Origin of the sequence: Pseudomonas sp. AL10 (assembly GCF_029960685.1) — a bacterium.
In the GTDB taxonomy this organism is placed as follows: domain Bacteria; phylum Pseudomonadota; class Gammaproteobacteria; order Pseudomonadales; family Pseudomonadaceae; genus Aquipseudomonas; species Aquipseudomonas lactis.
The window spans coordinates 170873-187837 of record NZ_JASBQZ010000006.1 but is presented as its reverse complement, the minus strand read 5'-3'; the positions used below and the strand labels follow the sequence as shown (position 1 = coordinate 187837).

General features: G+C 60.6%; 18 protein-coding genes. 10 read left to right on the top strand and 8 right to left on the bottom strand.

What is annotated here, in order from left to right; all coding sequences use genetic code 11:
• Positions 1-200: 200 nt before the first annotated feature.
• Positions 201-1664 (top strand): glyceraldehyde-3-phosphate dehydrogenase, encoded by a 1464-nt coding sequence (locus QK296_RS09540; protein ID WP_034135102.1) that lies wholly within the window; start codon positions 201-203, stop codon positions 1662-1664.
• Between the two features lie 171 nt (positions 1665-1835).
• Here QK296_RS09540 and QK296_RS09535 read toward each other — a convergent pair whose 3' ends face one another.
• Positions 1836-2369 (bottom strand): chalcone isomerase family protein, encoded by a 534-nt coding sequence (locus tag QK296_RS09535; RefSeq protein ID WP_057710854.1) that lies wholly within the window; start codon positions 2367-2369, stop codon positions 1836-1838.
• 216 nt (positions 2370-2585) lie between these two features.
• On the opposite strand from QK296_RS09535, the gene sthA reads away from it, so the two are divergent.
• Positions 2586-3980: a Si-specific NAD(P)(+) transhydrogenase gene (gene sthA, locus QK296_RS09530; RefSeq protein WP_003189670.1), complete on the top strand. Its 1395-nt coding sequence runs from the start codon at positions 2586-2588 to the stop codon at positions 3978-3980.
• Positions 3981-4022: 42 nt separating this feature from the next.
• On the opposite strand, the gene QK296_RS09525 is transcribed toward sthA, so the two are convergent.
• Both QK296_RS09525 and QK296_RS09520 read right to left on the bottom strand, forming a co-directional pair.
• Positions 4023-4745 (bottom strand): glycerophosphodiester phosphodiesterase family protein, encoded by a 723-nt coding sequence (locus QK296_RS09525; protein ID WP_003189671.1) that lies wholly within the window; start codon positions 4743-4745, stop codon positions 4023-4025.
• 44 nt (positions 4746-4789) lie between these two features.
• The gene (locus QK296_RS09520; RefSeq protein WP_003189673.1) at positions 4790-5368 is read right to left on the bottom strand and encodes a PilZ domain-containing protein; all 579 of its coding nucleotides are present in this window, start codon (positions 5366-5368) and stop codon (positions 4790-4792) included.
• Between the two features lie 94 nt (positions 5369-5462).
• Here QK296_RS09520 and QK296_RS09515 point away from each other — a divergent pair, with 94 nt between their 5' ends.
• The 3 genes from QK296_RS09515 to QK296_RS09505 are packed head-to-tail and all read left to right on the top strand — an operon-like array spanning position 5463 to position 8709.
• The gene (locus tag QK296_RS09515) at positions 5463-6713 is read left to right on the top strand and encodes a lipoprotein-releasing ABC transporter permease subunit (RefSeq protein ID WP_003189676.1); all 1251 of its coding nucleotides are present in this window, start codon (positions 5463-5465) and stop codon (positions 6711-6713) included.
• Between the two features lie 7 nt (positions 6714-6720).
• The gene (gene lolD, locus QK296_RS09510; RefSeq protein ID WP_019818240.1) at positions 6721-7404 is read left to right on the top strand and encodes a lipoprotein-releasing ABC transporter ATP-binding protein LolD; all 684 of its coding nucleotides are present in this window, start codon (positions 6721-6723) and stop codon (positions 7402-7404) included.
• A 60-nt stretch (positions 7405-7464) separates the two neighbouring features.
• Positions 7465-8709 carry a lipoprotein-releasing ABC transporter permease subunit gene (locus QK296_RS09505; protein ID WP_032892838.1) on the top strand — a complete coding sequence of 415 codons (1245 nt, stop codon included), beginning with the start codon at positions 7465-7467 and terminating at the stop codon, positions 8707-8709.
• A gap of 108 nt (positions 8710-8817) precedes the next feature.
• On the opposite strand, the gene QK296_RS09500 is transcribed toward QK296_RS09505, so the two are convergent.
• Together QK296_RS09500 and QK296_RS09495 are read right to left on the bottom strand one after the other, a co-directional pair.
• Positions 8818-10167, bottom strand: a complete 1350-nt coding sequence (locus tag QK296_RS09500) for a heavy metal sensor histidine kinase (protein WP_034135105.1) — start codon at positions 10165-10167, stop codon at positions 8818-8820.
• A complete protein-coding gene (locus tag QK296_RS09495; protein ID WP_282390854.1) occupies positions 10164-10844 on the bottom strand; it encodes a heavy metal response regulator transcription factor in 681 nt (226 codons plus the stop codon). The genes QK296_RS09500 and QK296_RS09495 overlap by 4 nt, the downstream gene beginning before the upstream one ends.
• 156 nt (positions 10845-11000) lie before the next feature.
• Between QK296_RS09495 and QK296_RS09490 the strand changes: the two genes are divergently transcribed.
• Entirely contained in the window at positions 11001-11522 is a 522-nt protein-coding gene (locus tag QK296_RS09490) for a cupredoxin family protein (protein WP_003189683.1), read from the top strand.
• Between the two features lie 66 nt (positions 11523-11588).
• Entirely contained in the window at positions 11589-12419 is an 831-nt protein-coding gene (gene queF, locus QK296_RS09485; RefSeq protein WP_003189684.1) for an NADPH-dependent 7-cyano-7-deazaguanine reductase QueF, read from the top strand.
• Positions 12420-12554: 135 nt separating this feature from the next.
• Here the strand turns inward: queF and QK296_RS09480 are convergent, their stop codons facing one another.
• Both QK296_RS09480 and QK296_RS09475 read right to left on the bottom strand, forming a co-directional pair.
• Positions 12555-12821 (bottom strand): DUF4404 family protein, encoded by a 267-nt coding sequence (locus QK296_RS09480; RefSeq protein ID WP_057013347.1) that lies wholly within the window; start codon positions 12819-12821, stop codon positions 12555-12557.
• A 111-nt stretch (positions 12822-12932) separates the two neighbouring features.
• Positions 12933-13541, bottom strand: coding sequence for an HAD family phosphatase (locus QK296_RS09475; protein WP_282390853.1), 609 nt, complete (start codon positions 13539-13541; stop codon positions 12933-12935).
• 195 nt (positions 13542-13736) lie between these two features.
• On the opposite strand from QK296_RS09475, the gene QK296_RS09470 reads away from it, so the two are divergent.
• Complete coding sequence (locus tag QK296_RS09470) at positions 13737-14426, top strand: VacJ family lipoprotein (protein WP_032892828.1); 690 nt, start codon at positions 13737-13739, stop codon at positions 14424-14426.
• A gap of 137 nt (positions 14427-14563) precedes the next feature.
• On the opposite strand, the gene QK296_RS09465 is transcribed toward QK296_RS09470, so the two are convergent.
• The gene (locus QK296_RS09465; protein WP_003189689.1) at positions 14564-14860 is read right to left on the bottom strand and encodes a PilZ domain-containing protein; all 297 of its coding nucleotides are present in this window, start codon (positions 14858-14860) and stop codon (positions 14564-14566) included.
• Positions 14861-15136: 276 nt separating this feature from the next.
• Between QK296_RS09465 and rssB the strand changes: the two genes are divergently transcribed.
• Positions 15137-16318 carry a two-component system response regulator RssB gene (rssB, locus tag QK296_RS09460; protein ID WP_098952385.1) on the top strand — a complete coding sequence of 394 codons (1182 nt, stop codon included), beginning with the start codon at positions 15137-15139 and terminating at the stop codon, positions 16316-16318.
• Positions 16318-16800 (top strand): anti-sigma factor antagonist RssC, encoded by a 483-nt coding sequence (gene rssC / locus QK296_RS09455; protein WP_003172602.1) that lies wholly within the window; start codon positions 16318-16320, stop codon positions 16798-16800. Before rssB ends, rssC begins: the two co-directional genes overlap by 1 nt.
• The last annotated feature ends 165 nt before the right edge of the window (positions 16801-16965 follow it).

The following is a 16965-nucleotide window of genomic DNA, read 5'->3' as shown; positions in this document are numbered from 1 at the left end:
ATGTAGTGCCAAAATGCGCGAATGTTTAGGAGGGTTACGGACAAGTCGGCCTGCTCGCCAAACTAGTGGCCTTCTGGAACCCGCGTGTTTCCTGGGCTGTAGCGCGGTGGTATTTTTTTGCAAGGGCTTTTTGTTGCCCTTGGCGCATTGCTCAACGCTCAGTCGGGCGACATAATGTAGCCCCTTTTTTCTGCCCCTACATGTGGAAGGTTCCCGTGACTCAGAAGCCCGACCAGTGTCTTGGTGAATGGATCGACCGTGAAGCACTCGCTGAAGCGATGATTCCGCTTATCGGTCAGCTGTACCGCAATAACAATGTGGTGAGCTCGATCTATGGCCGCAGCCTGATCAACCAGTCTGTCATCGCGATTCTCAAAGCCCACCGCTTTGCGCGCCATCGCTCCGCCGACGACAGCGAACTCTCCGTCCACGAAACATTCCCACTGCTCAAAGCCATGAGCGAGCTCAAGCTCGGCGCGGCTTCGGTAGACCTGGGCAAGTTGGCGTACAAATTCCGCAAAGAAGGCGCTGGCCGCACCGCCGAGCAGTTCGTGCGTGAAGAAATGGCCGATGTGGTTGGCCAGCAAAACGCTGCCGCCCGCAAAGGCACCGACGTGGTGTTGTACGGCTTTGGCCGTATCGGCCGCCTGCTGGCGCGCATCCTGATCGAGAAAACCGGTGGCGGCGACGGTCTGCGCCTGCGTGCCATCGTGGTGCGCAAAGGCGCCGAGAACGACCTGACCAAGCGCGCCAGCCTGCTGCGTCGCGACTCGGTACACGGCTCGTTCAATGGCACCATCACCATTGACGAAGAAAACAACACCATCACCGCCAACGGTAACCTGATCCAGGTGATCTACGCGAAGAGCCCGACCGAGGTGGATTACACCCAGTACGGCATCAAAGACGCGCTGCTGGTGGACAACACCGGCGTATGGCGTGATGCCGAGGGCCTGGGCCAGCACCTGGCGTGCCCGGGTGTTGACCGCGTTGTGCTGACCGCGCCTGGCAAGGGCAAGCTCAAGAACATCGTGCACGGCATCAACCATGCTGAAATCACCGCTGACGACAAGATTGTGTCCGCCGCGTCCTGCACCACCAACGCCATCGTGCCGGTGCTCAAGGCCGTGAACGACAAGTTCGGCATCATCAACGGCCACGTTGAAACCGTTCACTCGTACACCAACGACCAGAACCTGATCGACAACTTCCACAAAGGCGATCGCCGTGGCCGTAGCGCCGCGTTGAACATGGTGATCACCGAGACCGGTGCTGCTACCGCTGCTGCCAAGGCCCTGCCTGAGCTGGCTGGCAAGCTGACCGGTAACGCCATCCGTGTACCGACGCCGAACGTGTCGATGGCCATTCTCAACCTGAACCTTGAGAAAGCCGCCACCCGTGAAGAGATGAACGAGTACCTGCGCTACATGGCGCTGCACTCCGACCTGCACAAGCAGATCGACTTCGTCAATTCCCAGGAAGTGGTCTCCACCGACTTCGTGGGCTCGCGCCATGCTGGTGTGGTGGACGCCGAAGCGACCATCACCCAGGACAACCGTGTTGTGCTGTACGTGTGGTACGACAACGAGTTCGGCTACAGCTGCCAGGTGGTTCGCGTGATGGAAGACATGGCTGGGGTCAACCCGCCTGCGTTTCCGCGCTAAGCCTTTGCGCTGAATGAAAAAGCCCCGACTGGTTCGGGGCTTTTTTATGCCTGTGGGTTTTGTGGTGTCTGGGAGGGCCTTATCGCAGGCAAGCCAGCTCCCACAATTGAAATGCATTTACCTGTGGGAGCGGGCTTGCCCGCGATGACGATGGAAGGGTCAACACCTCCATCACTTGAGTAGCGTGTTGCGCAAACTGTCCGACAGCCCTTTGGGCGCCAGCCAGATACCCAGGTAGGCCTTCGCTAATTCAGCGTCCGGGCTGCTGTACACCACCTGCCCATTAATCTCCAGATTCAACCCGCGCCCCGGACAAAAATCCAGCGCATAGCGATCGCCGCTGCGAATATCCCGAAAGCGCGCGTGCAGCTTGGCTATCTCCGAGTTCAACCCGGCATTGGCCTGCTGGCGTTCCAGGGTGACGGTGGCCGCCTTGATCACATCATTGCGGTCGATGTCGCGAAAGTAATACAGCGCCAGGCGCACAGCCTCCTGCTGGTCCCAGGCCTGCTTTGCCGGCAGTTCAGCCGGGGCATACAGCGCCGCCGCATATACATCCGCCCACAGATAGTTGAATACCGCCTGGTTTTTCAGGGCCAGCCCCTCGACCTGTGCGGGGAAGCTTGCCTGCTTGAGCCGCTGCGCATCGTTGGCGTGCGCCGTGAGCGACACCATCAGCATCAAACAGAAAAATAGTTGTCGCATAATGGCTCATCCTGAATTCGGCGCTGGTTTGCGTCCTGTAGTATGGCAACACTGGCCTACGACGCGACCAAGGGTTAATGTTCGCGGCGCTCGGGCTTCTATAGACTGTGCCCCGGTTCACACACACTTGAGCCAAATTGTCCTTCATGCACGCTGGCCGCGGCATGATTTAGCCCGGCGTCCAACCGTACGCCTGGCCTGTTCTGAGGAGTACGCATGGCTGTCTACAACTACGACGTGGTGGTACTGGGTTCCGGCCCAGCTGGAGAAGGTGCGGCGATGAACGCTGCCAAAGCAGGGCGCAAGGTGGCGATGGTCGATAGCCGTCGCCAGGTCGGCGGTAACTGCACCCACCTGGGTACCATCCCGTCCAAGGCGTTGCGTCACTCGGTACGGCAGATCATGCAGTTCAACACCAACCCGATGTTCCGGGCCATTGGTGAGCCGCGCTGGTTCTCGTTCCCGGACGTATTGAAAAGCGCTGAAAAAGTCATCTCCAAGCAAGTCGCCTCGCGCACCGGCTACTACGCCCGTAACCGCGTCGACCTGTTCTTCGGCACCGGCAGTTTCGCCGACGAGCAAACCGTCGAAGTGGTCTGCGCCAATGGCGTGGTCGAGAAGCTGGTGGCCAAGCACATCATCATCGCCACCGGTTCGCGCCCGTATCGCCCGGCGGACATCGATTTCCACCACCCGCGTATCTACGATAGCGACACCATCCTGAGCCTGGGCCACACCCCGCGCAAACTGATCATCTACGGCGCCGGCGTGATCGGTTGTGAATACGCCTCGATCTTCAGCGGCCTGGGTGTACTGGTGGAGCTGGTGGACAACCGTGACCAGTTGCTCAGCTTCCTCGACTCGGAAATCTCCCAGGCGTTGAGCTACCACTTCAGCAACAACAACATCACCGTGCGCCATAACGAAGAGTACGAGCGGGTCGAAGGCCTGGACAACGGGGTGATCCTGCACCTCAAGTCCGGCAAGAAGATCAAGGCCGACGCCTTGCTGTGGTGCAACGGCCGTACCGGCAACACCGACAAGCTGGGCATGGAAAACATCGGGGTCAAGGTCAACAGCCGTGGCCAGATCGAAGTGGATGAGAACTACCGCACCTGCGTGCCGAACATCTACGGCGCCGGTGACGTGATCGGCTGGCCAAGCCTGGCCAGTGCCGCCCATGACCAGGGCCGCTCGGCCGCTGGCAGCATTGTCGACAATGGCAGCTGGCGCTACGTAAACGACGTGCCGACCGGGATCTACACGATTCCCGAGATCAGCTCGATCGGCAAGAACGAGCACGAACTGACCAAGGCCAAGGTGCCTTACGAAGTCGGCAAGGCGTTCTTCAAGAGCATGGCGCGTGCGCAGATCGCCGGTGAGCCGCAAGGCATGCTGAAAATCCTGTTCCACCGCGAAACCCTGGAAGTGCTCGGCGTGCATTGCTTCGGCTACCAGGCCTCGGAGATCGTGCACATTGGCCAGGCGATCATGAATCAGCCGGGTGAGCAAAATACCCTCAAGTATTTCGTCAACACCACCTTCAACTACCCGACCATGGCCGAGGCCTATCGGGTAGCGGCCTACGACGGCCTCAACCGGCTTTTTTGAGCGGCTCCGGCCGGTGGCCTGAGCCGGCCGGGGAGACCGATTTCAGTAATTCTCGAGGGTGGCAGTGGCCAAACCGGGAAAGTCTGTAATCAGGCTATCTACGCCGAAGTCGGCGAGCCTGCGCATCAGCGCAGGTTCGTTGACTGTCCACACGGACACATGCAAGCCCTGGCGCTGGGCTTTTTCCAGCCGCTCGGGGGTGCACAGCGTCCAGTTCAATGCCAAGTACTCACAGCCGTAGTTCTGCGCGACCTTCAGCGGGTCGAGCCAGGCGTATTCGGCGACCAGGCCGCGTGACAGGTCTGGGGTGAGTTCCACGGCGGCCTTGAGCACTTCCCGCGAGCTTGACGTCACCGTGACCTTGTCCATCAAGCCAAAGCGCACGGCCATTTCGCGAATCGCCAGCACGGTGGTCGCGGCGCGGGTACGCGAGGCGCTTTTGACTTCCAGTTGCCAGTGATCGAAGTCGCACTGTTCGAACAACGCCTCCAGGCGCGGGATCGGGCAGGGGCTGACCCAGCCTGGGCCGCCTTTGCGCGCGTCCATTTTCACCAGGTCGGCCGCCGAATACTCGACGACTTTGCCGCGCCGGTCGGTGGTGCGCTTGAGGGTCGGGTCGTGGATGACCATCAACTCGCCGTCCATGGACAGGTGCAAGTCCAGCTCGCAGCGGCGTACGCCGTGCTTGAGGCATTCCTGAAAGCTGGTCAGGGTGTTTTCCGGTGCTTCGCCTTTGGCACCGCGGTGGCCGTAAATCAGGGTCACAGTTGCTCCTTTGCGCCAGGATGGCTGGCGTCGTGAATACGTATTCAGAGGTCTTCGCTTTGTTCTCGCGCCAGGCGGCGTTCCTGGGCCTGTTTCTGCAGGATATAGCGCGCCAGCAGTTGGCGTTGGGCATCGGTCATGGACTCGAATTCCGTGCCCACATCAAAGCCGTCGCCCTTGGGGTCGCAATGGGTCACCCGCGCGCGTAGCAACAGGCCGAGCGCCTGGGGCATCAGCACCAGCTTGACCGCTAGGTGAGTGTCGGCGGCCAGCGGCGTGGGGTGCTGGAAGTCGATGCCGCCTTCGGAGAGGATCACCGGTTGCGGCGCACCTACCTCGTTCAGCAAACCGCGAGCCATGACCTGGCTGAGCAGGTCCAGGCGTTTGTTCTGCACTTTGAGGAAGGCCGCCAGGCTGCGGTCTTTCTCGTTGATCTGGCGCAGCAGGTGCTGGGCTTCGAATTCGCTCAAGTGCAGCTCGCTGAGCAGATTGAACAGCGGCGAATCATCCAGCAACACTTCCTTGCTCGCCGCGTCGGGGCCAGACAGGGGTTTGATTTGAAGTGCGATCATGTCGTCGATACGGTAGTATTCGCGGCGCTCTTCTTCATCTAATGTCGACATGGCGAACCCCAGGTAACGGTAATGGTCTGAGTGTAAAGCTGCTGACCAGACCCCGCCACCGGGACGTCTTCTTTTCCTCCGAACAAGCCCCGACATGTTCAGACCTCTCTTCGTATTTATCGGCACGCGTTATACCCGTGCAAAGCGTCGCAATCATTTTGTGTCGTTCATTTCCTTGACCTCGATGATCGGTCTCGCCCTGGGCGTGGTCGTGATGATCGTGGTGCTGTCGGTGATGAACGGCTTCGATCATGAGATGCGCACCCGCGTGCTGGGCATGGTGCCCCACGCGACCATTGAAGGCGATGCGCCGATCAATGACTGGCAAAGCCTGGCCGCCAAGGTCCAGCAGAACCCCAAGGTGGTGGCGGTCGCGCCGTTTACCCAGATGCAGGGGTTGCTGACCAACGACGGCAAAGTGCAGAAGATCCTGCTCAATGGCATCGACCCGGCCCAGGAGCACAACGTCTCGATCATCGACAAGTTCATGCTGCAAGGTAAGCTCGACGCACTGGCGCCGGGCAGCTTCGGCATCGTCATCGGTGACAAGGCCGCGGCCAAGCTGGGCGTGGGGGTTGGCGACAAGCTGACCTTCGTCGCCCCGGAAGTCACCGTGACCCCGGCCGGTATGTTCCCGCGCATGAAGCGCTTTACCGTGGTGGGCACCTTCCACGTCGGCGCTGGCGAGATCGACGGTTACATCGGCCTGACCAACCTCACCGACCTGGCCCGCCTGCACCGCTGGCAGCCCGACCAGGTGCAGGGCCTGCGCCTGAAATTCAACGACCTGTTCGACGCCCCGCGCGGCGCCTGGGAAATTGCCCAGCACCTGGGTGAGACCGAGTATTACGCCCGCGACTGGACCCGCACCCACGGCAACCTGTACCAGGCCATCCGCATGGAAAAAGCCATGATCGGCCTGTTGTTGCTGCTGATCGTCGCCGTGGCGGCCTTCAACATCATCTCCACGCTGGTGATGGTGGTGAACGACAAGAAGGGCGACATCGCCATCCTGCGCACCCTGGGCGCTACGCCGGGGCAGATCATGGCGATCTTCATGGTGCAGGGCACCGTGATCGGCGTGGTCGGCACCCTGATCGGCACGGCGGTGGGCATTCTGGCCGCGCTGAACGTCAGCGCCGCCATCGCCCTGCTTGAAAAAGTGATCGGCCACAAGTTTCTCAACGCCGACGTCTACTTCATCGATTACTTGCCGTCCCAGGTGCAAACCCAGGACGTGCTGATGGTGGGCGGCGCCGCGTTGGTCCTGAGCTTCCTTGCCACCCTGTATCCAGCCTGGCGCGCGGCACGTACCCAGCCAGCACAGGCATTACGTTATGAGTGAATCGGGCATGAGTGAAAAAGCAATTCTGAGCTGCCGCAACCTGGGCAAATCCTACGAGGAAGGCCCGGAATCGGTAGTGGTGCTGTCCAACCTGCAGCTTGAGCTGCACCCTGGCGAGCGCGTGGCGATCGTCGGCAGTTCCGGCTCCGGCAAAAGTACCTTGCTCAACCTGTTGGGCGGCCTCGATACGCCTTCCCAGGGCAGCGTCTGGCTGGCCGGTGAAGAACTGTCGGCCTTGAATGAAAAGGCCCGTGGCCAACTGCGCAACCGCTCGTTGGGCTTTGTGTACCAGTTCCACCACTTGCTGCCGGAATTCACCGCCCTGGAAAACGTGTGCATGCCGCTGTTGATCGGCAAGACTGCGATTCCTGAAGCGCGCCAGCGTGCCACGGCCTTGCTCGAACGCGTCGGCCTGGGCCACCGCCTGGAGCACAAGCCAGCAGAGTTGTCCGGTGGTGAGCGCCAGCGCGTGGCGATTGCCCGTGCCCTGGTGAACAACCCCGGCCTGGTGATGCTCGACGAGCCGACCGGTAACCTCGACTCCCACACCGCCCAGGGCATCAAGGACTTGATGCTGGAGTTGAGCACCCAGATGCGCACCGCGTTCCTGGTGGTCACTCATGACATGAGCATGGCCCGGCAGATGGACCGCGTACTGCATTTGCAGGAAGGTCATCTGGTCGCTATCTGACCTGTTGCAAGCCCGGTTTTTTGAGGCCGGGCTTTTTCATTTTTCCAACGGTGCCCGCGAATGTTCAGACCGTTATCGATTTTTATCGGCACGCGCTATACCCGCGCCAAGCGCCGCAACCGTTTTGTCTCGTTTATCTCGATGACCTCGATGATCGGCCTCGCCCTGGGCGTACTGGCGATGATCGTAGTGCTTTCGGTGATGAACGGCTTTCAGCGTGAAATGAGCTCGCGCATCCTCGGCATGGTGCCTCACGCGACCATCGTCGGCGTAAAGCCGATTGATGATTGGCAGCCAGTGGCCGCCGCCGCGATGAAGAATCCGCAAGTCACCGCCGCCGTGCCCTTCACCCAGATGGACGGCATGTTTTCCTATAAGGGCGCGATGCAGCCGATCGAAATCAGCGGCGTCGACCCGGCCCAGGAAGGCAAGGTGTCGATCGTGGCCCAGCACATCGTGCGCGGCAAACTCGACGACCTCAAACCCGGCGAGTTCGGGGTGGTGGTCGGTGATATCACCGCACGCCGCTTTCGCCTGAGCGTGGGCGACAAGCTGACCCTGATCGTGCCGGAACTCAGCAGCGCGCCGGGCGGCATCACCCCGCGCATGCAGCGCCTGAATGTGGTGGGTATCTTCAAAGTCGGCGCCGAGTTGGATGGCTCCATGGCCCTGATCCACATGGCCGACGCCGCTGAAATCCAGCATTGGCAGCCCAATCAGGTGCAAAGCGTGCGCCTGGCGGTGAAGGACCTGTACGCAGCGCCCAAAGTCTCGGCAGATATCGCCGCCAGTCTGGGCGCGGCTTACAAGCCGGATGACTGGACCCACACCCAGGGCAGCCTGTTCAGCGCGATGAAAATGGAAAAGACCATGATCGGCCTGCTGTTGCTGATGATCGTCGCCGTGGCCGCGTTCAACATCATCGCTACCTTGATCATGGTGGTGAACGACAAGGGCGCGGACATCGCCATCCTGCGCACCATCGGCGCCACGCCTCGGCAGATCATGGCGATCTTCATGGTGCAGGGTACTGTGATTGGCGTGGTCGGCACCTTGATCGGCGGCGTGCTGGGGGTGATTGCGGCGCTGAACGTGAGTGAACTGGTGGGCTGGCTGGAGCGGGTGAGCGGGCAGCATATCTTCAGTTCGGATGTGTACTTTGTCAGCAACCTGCCGTCGGAGCTGCAAGGTGGGGATGTGTTGCTGATTTGCTCGGCGGGGTTTGTGTTGAGCTTCTTGGCGACGATTTACCCGGCGTATCGGGCGGCGAAGATTGAGCCGGCGCATGCGCTCAGGTATTCGTAACCTGATCGTTCCCACGCTCTGCGTGGGAATGCCTCACCGGACGCTCCGCGTCCGCTGTTAGGACGCAGAGCGTCCTGGACTGCATTCCCACGCGGAGCGTGGGAACGATCAGCAGTCGCCCTTGGGCAACTCGATCACAAACCTTGTCCAGCCCGCCTGCGACTCACAATAAATCTTCCCGCCATGCGCTCGCACAATCGACTGGGTAATCGCCAACCCCAGGCCCGCATGTTCACTGCTACCTGCACGCCTCGACGGGTCGGCTCGGTAGAACCGGTCAAACAGCCGCGGCAATAACGGCGCAGGAATACCTTCCCCGCTGTTCTCAACCGTCAGTGTCACGCCACTCTCGAGCCGCACCCGCACTTCACCGCCTGGTGGGGTAAACCGCAGCGCGTTATCCAGCAGATTCGACAAGGCCCGGCGCAACATACCGCGATCGCCCATCGTCTGGGCGCTGCCTTCGCGCACCAGCCTCACCTGTGCGTCCTCCGCCAGCAGGGTAAAGAACTCCAACAGTGCGTCGACCTCATCGCCCAAATCCAGCGCTTCACGGCTGGGCATCAGCAAGCCGTGGTCAGCTTTGGCCAGGTACAGCATGTCGTTGACCAGTTGCGCCATCCATTGCAGCTCTTCGAGGTTGCTGTGCAGCGCCTCGCGGTAATCCTCCAGCGGGCGCGGTTGGGTGAGGATGACTTGGGTCTGGGTCAGCAGGTTGGACAGCGGTGTGCGCAGTTCGTGGGCGATATCCGCGCTGAAGGCGGACAGGCGCTGAAAGGCGTCGTCCAGGCGCGCCAGCATGGCGTTGACGGCCTGGGCCAGTTCCGCGAGTTCCACCGGCATTTGCTCTTGTGGTAAGCGTTGTGTGAGGGAGTGGGCGGAGACGCTGGCGGCCACTTCACCCATGCGCCGCAGTGGCCGCAACCCGCTGCGTGCAGCCCAGGCGCCGAGCAGGGCGGTGGCCAGGGCCGAGAGGCTCACGGTCAGCCAGATCAAGCGTTGCATGCGTTGTAGAAAGTGCTGGTGGTGAGTGATGTCGAGGATCAGGGTCAGCTGTGGCGAATCCAGTTGGCTGGGCGTCAAGGGCGCGATGAAGACGCGGTAGTCGGTGCCTGCGTATTGCAGGCTGTGCAGGCCGGGTGCTTGGGGCAAGGGAAGGTGTGGCGCGCCGTCCAGCCAACGTTGACCCGCCCCGGTGATGCGCAAGGTGAGGTCGGGCTGGTGATCGAGTTCGGCACGCAGTTGAGGGGTGCGCTGGGCGAGGTCTTCCCGTGAGGTGACACCCTGCAAGGTGCTGCGCAGGGCCACCAGTTTGCTTTCGAGCTGTTGCTGGTCCAGCTCCATGAAGTGCGCCTCGCTGGCCCGGTTGAACAACACCCCGGCGATCAACGAGACCACCGCCGTGCAGGCGGCAAACAGCAGCGCCAGGCGGCTGGTCAGGGACAGGCGCTTGATCACGTGAACCGTTCCTCCAGCACGTAACCCATGCCGCGTACGGTGTGGATCAGTTTGTTGGGGAAATTGTCATCGACTTTCAGGCGCAGGCGGCGAATGGCGACTTCGATGATGTTGGTGTCGCTGTCGAAATTCATGTCCCACACCTGGGAGGCGATCAGCGTCTTGGGCAGCACTTCGCCCTGGCGGCGTAGCAGCAGCTCCAGCAGGGCGAACTCCTTGGCGGTGAGGTCGATGCGCTGGCCGCTGCGCTCGACGCGGCGGCGGATCAAGTCCAGGCTCAGGTCGGCCAGTTGCAGCGTGGTCTCCTGCGGCGTGCTGCTGCCACGGCGCAACAAGGTGCGCACCCGCGCCAGCAGTTCGGAAAAGGCAAAGGGTTTGACCAGGTAATCGTCGGCGCCCAACTCCAGGCCGTGTACCCGGTCTTCGACGGCATCGCGGGCGGTAAGGAACAGCACCGGCATGTCCAGGCCGGCACTGCGCACCGCCTGCAGGATTTGCCAGCCATCGCGGCCGGGCAGCATCACATCGAGGATCAACAAGTCATAGTCGCCCGTCAGCGCCAGGTGCTGGCCACTGGTGCCGTCGGCCACCAGTTCGGTGGTAAAGCCCGCTTCGGCCAGGCCCTGACGCAGGTAATGACCGGTTTTGGGTTGGTCTTCGACGATCAGCAGTTTCATGTAGGGCTCTTGGTCAAGGTGGACGCCGGCCTTTATACCCTGGGCTCCGGGGTATGGGCGCAAGCTGACAAAGTTGTAATCTAGCAGTCAGCTGACTGGCAGCGAGGCCATCTTAAAGTGTTGCCCAAGCTGGATACCTATTTTGGAGAGTGAAAGATGGCGTTGCGTACACCCCAGTTATTGGCGGGCTGCCTGTTGGCGTTGAGTTTCAATGCACTGGCGGATGCGACTCACACCTACGCGTTCGGACAGCCGGCCCCGGCGGATAAAGCCACGCGCACCGTTGAAGTCACGCTGCGGGACATTGCCTTTGAGCCCAAGTCCCTGGACGTCAAGGCCGGTGAAACCGTGCGCTTCGTGCTAGTCAACAAAGGCCAGTTGCTGCATGAGTTCAACCTGGGTGACGCGGCCATGCATGCCGCCCACCAGAAAGAGATGTTGCAGATGCAAGCCAGTGGCATGCTCACCGCCACCGGCATGGGCAAGATGGATCACAGCGCCATGGGCCACGGCGACATGGGCGGCATGAAGCACGACGATCCCAACAGTGTGCTGGTGGAGCCGGGCAAGACGGCCGAGCTGACCTGGACGTTCAAGCAGGCCACGGGCCTTGAGTTCGCCTGCAACCTGCCTGGGCATTACCAGGCAGGCATGGTCGGCAAACTGACCGTTGAGTGAGGCGTTTGTTAAGGGCGGGGGCAAAGGCTGGTAGACTGGCGCGGTTTATTTAGCCAGGTTTCCGCCATGCATCCCGCAGCCGAACATTCGCCGCTGGGCAAGTCCAGTGAATACATCAGCACTTACACGCCTTCGTTGTTGTTCCCGATTCCACGCGCCGCCAAGTGGGCCGAGCTGGGCCTGAGCGCCGAGACCCTGCCGTACAAGGGCGTGGATTTCTGGAACTGCTTCGAACTGTCCTGGCTGTTGCCCTCGGGCAAGCCGGTGGTAGCCATCGGTGAATTCAGCATTCCGGCCGACTCGCCAAACATCATCGAGTCCAAGTCGTTCAAGCTGTACCTCAACTCGTTGAACCAGACCGCGTTTGCCGACACGCAAAGCCTTGAAGCCACCCTGCGCACCGACCTCAGCGCTGCTGCCGGCAAGCCCGTGAGCGTGCGCATTCGCAGCCTGGCCGATATTGAGGCCGAAGGCGTGATGGCGCTCCCGGGCGTGTGCATTGACGACCTGGATATCAACGTCAGCAGCTACGAACACCCGCGCCCGGAACTGCTGCGTTGCGATGATTCGCGCGTGGTGGAGGAGAGCGTGCACAGCCACCTGCTCAAATCCAACTGCCCGGTGACCAGCCAGCCTGACTGGGGCAGTGTGGTGGTGGAATATCGCGGTGCGGCGCTGGATCATGCCAGCCTGCTGGAATATATCGTCAGCTTTCGCCAGCACTCGGATTTTCATGAGCAGTGTGTGGAGCGGATCTTCCTGGACTTGCAGCGCTTGCTCAAGCCGGAGAAGTTGACGGTGTATGCGCGGTATGTGCGCCGGGGTGGGTTGGATATCAACCCGTACCGCAGCACTGAGAACACCCAGTTCCTGAACGTGCGGCTGGCGCGCCAGTAAACCTTCATACAAAAAACTGTGGGAGCTGGCTTGCCTGCGATTGCGATCTTTCAGTCATTCATCAAGTGACTGATACACCGCTATCGCAGGCAAGCCAGCTCCCACATTTGGTTGTGTGTTTGGCTTGGGATTGGGTTAGATGCCGATATTGCCCAGGGTGATCATAATATTGCGCAAGGTCCCAGAAATGACTGGATGTTCAGCATCAAACTCTATGGCCGCTTGATTCACATCGTCGGAAATACTGGGTGTCTGTGTCGCCGGTTCCAATTCAAGTTGCATTTCGAACTTGGCAATCAGCGCCTCCAGCGCTTCACGTTTCTCTACTGGCAGCGGTGGGTCCTGTTCCAACTGCCCGCGCAGGATCTCGACCTGTTCTTCCAGTTTTTTGCGATCAGGCATGACGTTCTTTCCTTTTATCGATAGGCACTGGCATAGACCGCGGCACGCCGTGAAAGGTCTACGGGCTGACCTGTAGATTAATCCACTGCGGCCAACTGTGCATGATCTCGATCAGGGCTTCTCGCCCTTGAGCTGGCGCAGGCGGATGTCGGCCAGGCAGGTGCCGAGTTCGCCGAGGTGGTCGATCACCGAATGCACACCCAGGCCATAGAGCGCCACCGTGGCCTTGCCGCGCTTGTGTTCGCGTTGCTGCTCGGTCAGCGCCTGCCATTGCTGGGGCGACAGGCCGCAGAGCGAACCGCAGGAGGCCAGGCCGATGGTCCACAAACCGGCATTCAGGCCCGATTGCAGCAGGCGCGGCTCGCCGCTGACCAGTACGCAGCCTTCCAGGCGTTCGATGTTCAACTCCATCAGGGCTTGCCAGCAGGCGTGGGGCGCGGGCCAGCGAATGGAGGAGGGTGAGGCGGCCTTGAGCCAGCCAGGCAGGCCGGCGCACAGTGGCGTGGTCACGGCGGGAGGCAGTTCGTCCAGCCAGGCGCAGGGCACGCCTTGTTCTTTGAGGCTGCGCAGGATTTTCAATGCGCCCGGCGTGGCCTCGGCATCCGCGCACGGTGAGTCGGTGCGCGCCAGGGAACCAAAATCCACCAGGCAGCCACTCAGGCTAAATAACACGGCGGTCAATGAGGGGGCTGCGGCGACGGCAATCTCGGCGTGTGGCATCTGAACGTCCCTGAAATAGCTGCCACGCTATCGGGGCGGCATGACAAGGGGATGACACTGTCGATATTTGTAGGAATTTTGTGCATTTTACGTAAGACGATTCTAGGTAGCTGCCTAAATCGGCACTTCCGTCATATACTGACGGCCTTATTCAGGGCATAGCGCCCATGACAGACCATTCAAGGAGCAAAAGCTATGCGCTGGAGCCAGTACTTCGCTCAGCTATCGGTGTGTGCCACCATCCTGTTGGCACCGTTCGCTGCCCAAGCGGCCTCGGAAGATGACCCATGGGAAAGCGTCAACCGCCCCATCTTCACCTTCAACGACACCGTTGACACCTACGCCCTCAAGCCCCTCGCCCAGGGCTATCAGTTCGTCACCCCGCAATTTGTGCAGGACGGCGTTCACAACTTCTTCCGCAACATCGGTGATGTCGGCAACCTGGCCAACAACGTGCTGCAACTCAAGCCGCACAATGCAGGCGTCGACACCGCCCGCCTGTTGGTCAACACCACGTTTGGCGTACTGGGCTTTATCGACGTCGGCACCAAAATGGGGCTGCAGCGCAGCGATGAAGATTTCGGCCAGACCCTCGGCTACTGGGGCGTGGGCAGCGGCCCATACGTGATGATCCCGTTGCTGGGCCCAAGCACCTTGCGTGATGCGCCGTCCAAATACGTCGACAGCTACACCCAACCGTACCGCTACATGAACGACATCGGCTGGCGTAACAGCACCTTCGGCCTCAACGTCGTCGACGTGCGCGCCAGCCTGCTCGACAGCGAGAAGCTGATCAGTGGCGACAAGTACACCTTCATTCGTAACGCTTACCTGCAGAACCGCGAGTTCAAGGTCAAGGACGGCAAGGTCGTTGACGACTTTTAAGCTGTGACGTTTTGAAATGAAAAAGGCGACCTTCATAGGGTCGCCTTTTTTGTGCGCACTGATCGTTCCCCACGCTCCGCGTGGGAACGCCTCCTGTGACGCTCCGCGTCACCCTTGCGCAGGGGCTGGATGTTGCGTTAGCGCATTTTCAGAATCTTGAGGCCCAGATGCTGGTCATCGCCTACTGCCTTGGTCCACACCACCTCGGTATCCGCTTCAAGACCCCTGAGCGCAGCGTGTTCTGAATCAATGCGCACGGTCAGCAGGTCACCCACCGTGAACTGGCGAGGTGCCTGCACTTGCATGCCGGAACTGGAGAGGTCCACGCAGGTACCGGCGATCTCCTGCCCGGCATGGATCAAAGACACATCGGCATCTATTCGCATGCGGATGAAATCGCGTTTTTCGGCGTAGTCGCGCTCGTGTTCGCTCACAGCATCCATCCTTACTTTGCGTTGTGGTTGTGAGGGTTCTTATAACTCCCGGTGATTTGCGGTGTAAAGACGCCCGGCGACCATCGGCATGAGCTTGAAACCCCTCACGGATGGGAGTACCGTCTGCGCCTTAGAAGGGCACCTCTGCTTTACCGTTGTGCATGGGCCAAATCCCAATGCTTTGTAGGACAGAGAGGCTAGAAAGCGAATCCAGTACGTGAGCCCGGCCATTGCCGAGCCGCCTACGCCAACCTAATTCTGGCGCCGTTTGCCCACATGCAAAAAACCAGTGCCACGCTGCTGATAATCGATGACGACGAAGTAGTGCGCGCGAGCCTCGCGGCCTACTTGGAAGACAGTGGCTTCAGCGTCCTGCAGGCCAGTAATGGCCAACAGGGTCTCCAGGTATTCGAGCGCGACAAGCCCGACCTTGTGATCTGCGACCTGCGCATGCCCCAGATGGGCGGCCTTGAGCTGATTCGCCAGGTGACCGAGCTTGCCCCGCAAACGCCGGTGATTGTCGTGTCCGGTGCCGGTGTCATGAACGATGCCGTTGAAGCCTTGCGCCTGGGCGCCGCCGATTACCTGATCAAGCCCCTGGAAGACCTGGCTGTGCTGGAGCACTCGGTGCGCCGCGCCCTGGACCGTGCACGCCTGCTCCTGGAAAACCAGCGCTACCGTGAAAAGCTCGAGACCGCCAACCGCGAACTCGAAGCCAGCCTGAACCTGCTGCAGGAAGACCAGAACGCCGGTCGCCAGGTGCAGATGAACATGCTGCCGGTCAGCCCCTGGACCACCGACGAATTCAAGTTCGCCCACCAGATCATCCCGTCGTTGTACCTGTCGGGTGATTTTGTCGACTACTTCCGCGTCGATGAGCGGCGCGTGGCGTTCTACCTGGCCGACGTGTCCGGCCATGGCGCGTCTTCAGCTTTTGTGACCGTGTTGTTGAAGTTCATGACCACACGGCTGTTGTTTGAGTCCAAGCGCAATGGCACCTTGCCGGAGTTCACCCCCTCCGAGGTGCTGGGCCACATCAACCGGGGCCTGATCAGCTGCAAGCTGGGCAAGCACGTGACGATGGTCGGCGGCGTGATCGACGAAGAAACCGGTCTTTTGACCTACAGCATTGGCGGTCACCTGCCGATGCCTGTTTTGTACACTCCTGACAGTGTGCGTTACCTGGAAGGGCGTGGCCTGCCCGTAGGCTTGTTTAACGAAGCCACCTACGAAGACCACATCCTGGAACTGCCGCCGACCTTCAGCCTGACGCTGATGTCCGACGGCATCCTGGACCTTCTTCCAGAGCCTACACTCAAAGAGAAAGAAGCCGCCTTGCCCCAAAAGGTCAAGTCGGCGGGCGGCAGCCTGGATGGCCTGCGGCAGGTTTTTGGATTGGCCACGCTAGGGGAGATGCCGGATGATATCGCCCTATTGGTGTTGAGCAGGAATCTTTGATGAGTACCGGAAGAATCCAATTCGCCGAGCAAGACGGGACCTTCGTCCTGAAGTTTGTCGGTGAAGTGCGCCTGACCTTGTGTTCGGCCCTGGATGCGACGATCGAGCGGATCTTCACAGCGCTGAACTTCTCGGCGATCGTGATCGACCTGACCGAAACGCGCAGCATCGATAGCACCACCCTGGGCCTGTTGGCCAAGTTGTCCATTCTGTCGCGGCAGAAGGTCGGCCTGTTGCCGACCGTGGTCACCACCCACGAAGACATCACCCGTCTGTTGCAGTCCATGGGCTTTGACCAGGTGTTCAACATCGTTGACCGCCCGATCCCCTGCCCGGAATGCCTTACCGACCTGCCGTCCCAGGACCAGTCCGAGGAGGTCGTGCGGGTCAAGGTGCTGGAAGCGCACAAGATCCTGATGGGCTTGAACGAGTCCAACCGCGAAGCCTTCCACGACCTCGTCAACGCCCTAGAGCGGCACTGACGGCCTCCCTGCTCAAACACACACAGTCCAATGTGGGAGCTGGCTTGCCTGCGATTGCGCACTGTCAGTCGATGAAGTGTTGGCTGGCCCACCGCTATCGCAGGCAGCCAGCTCCCACACTGGACGGCGGTGACAGCGAGGCAAAAAAGGGCGGCACCCTCACAG

Excerpts from the sequence above, each read along its gene's own strand:
- QK296_RS09540 (WP_034135102.1), top strand. The coding sequence starts at position 201 with ATGTGGAAGGTTCCCGTGACTCAGAAGCCCGACCAGTGTCTTGGTGAA.
- QK296_RS09535 (WP_057710854.1), bottom strand. The coding sequence starts at position 2,369 with ATGCGACAACTATTTTTCTGTTTGATGCTGATGGTGTCGCTCACGGCG.
- sthA (WP_003189670.1), top strand. The coding sequence starts at position 2,586 with ATGGCTGTCTACAACTACGACGTGGTGGTACTGGGTTCCGGCCCAGCT.
- QK296_RS09520 (WP_003189673.1), bottom strand. The coding sequence starts at position 5,368 with ATGTCGACATTAGATGAAGAAGAGCGCCGCGAATACTACCGTATCGAC.
- QK296_RS09515 (WP_003189676.1), top strand. The coding sequence starts at position 5,463 with ATGTTCAGACCTCTCTTCGTATTTATCGGCACGCGTTATACCCGTGCA.
- lolD (WP_019818240.1), top strand. The coding sequence starts at position 6,721 with ATGAGTGAAAAAGCAATTCTGAGCTGCCGCAACCTGGGCAAATCCTAC.
- QK296_RS09505 (WP_032892838.1), top strand. The coding sequence starts at position 7,465 with ATGTTCAGACCGTTATCGATTTTTATCGGCACGCGCTATACCCGCGCC.
- QK296_RS09495 (WP_282390854.1), bottom strand. The coding sequence starts at position 10,844 with ATGAAACTGCTGATCGTCGAAGACCAACCCAAAACCGGTCATTACCTG.
- QK296_RS09490 (WP_003189683.1), top strand. The coding sequence starts at position 11,001 with ATGGCGTTGCGTACACCCCAGTTATTGGCGGGCTGCCTGTTGGCGTTG.
- queF (WP_003189684.1), top strand. The coding sequence starts at position 11,589 with ATGCATCCCGCAGCCGAACATTCGCCGCTGGGCAAGTCCAGTGAATAC.
- QK296_RS09480 (WP_057013347.1), bottom strand. The coding sequence starts at position 12,821 with ATGCCTGATCGCAAAAAACTGGAAGAACAGGTCGAGATCCTGCGCGGG.
- QK296_RS09475 (WP_282390853.1), bottom strand. The coding sequence starts at position 13,541 with ATGCCACACGCCGAGATTGCCGTCGCCGCAGCCCCCTCATTGACCGCC.
- QK296_RS09470 (WP_032892828.1), top strand. The coding sequence starts at position 13,737 with ATGCGCTGGAGCCAGTACTTCGCTCAGCTATCGGTGTGTGCCACCATC.
- rssB (WP_098952385.1), top strand. The coding sequence starts at position 15,137 with ATGCAAAAAACCAGTGCCACGCTGCTGATAATCGATGACGACGAAGTA.
- rssC (WP_003172602.1), top strand. The coding sequence starts at position 16,318 with ATGAGTACCGGAAGAATCCAATTCGCCGAGCAAGACGGGACCTTCGTC.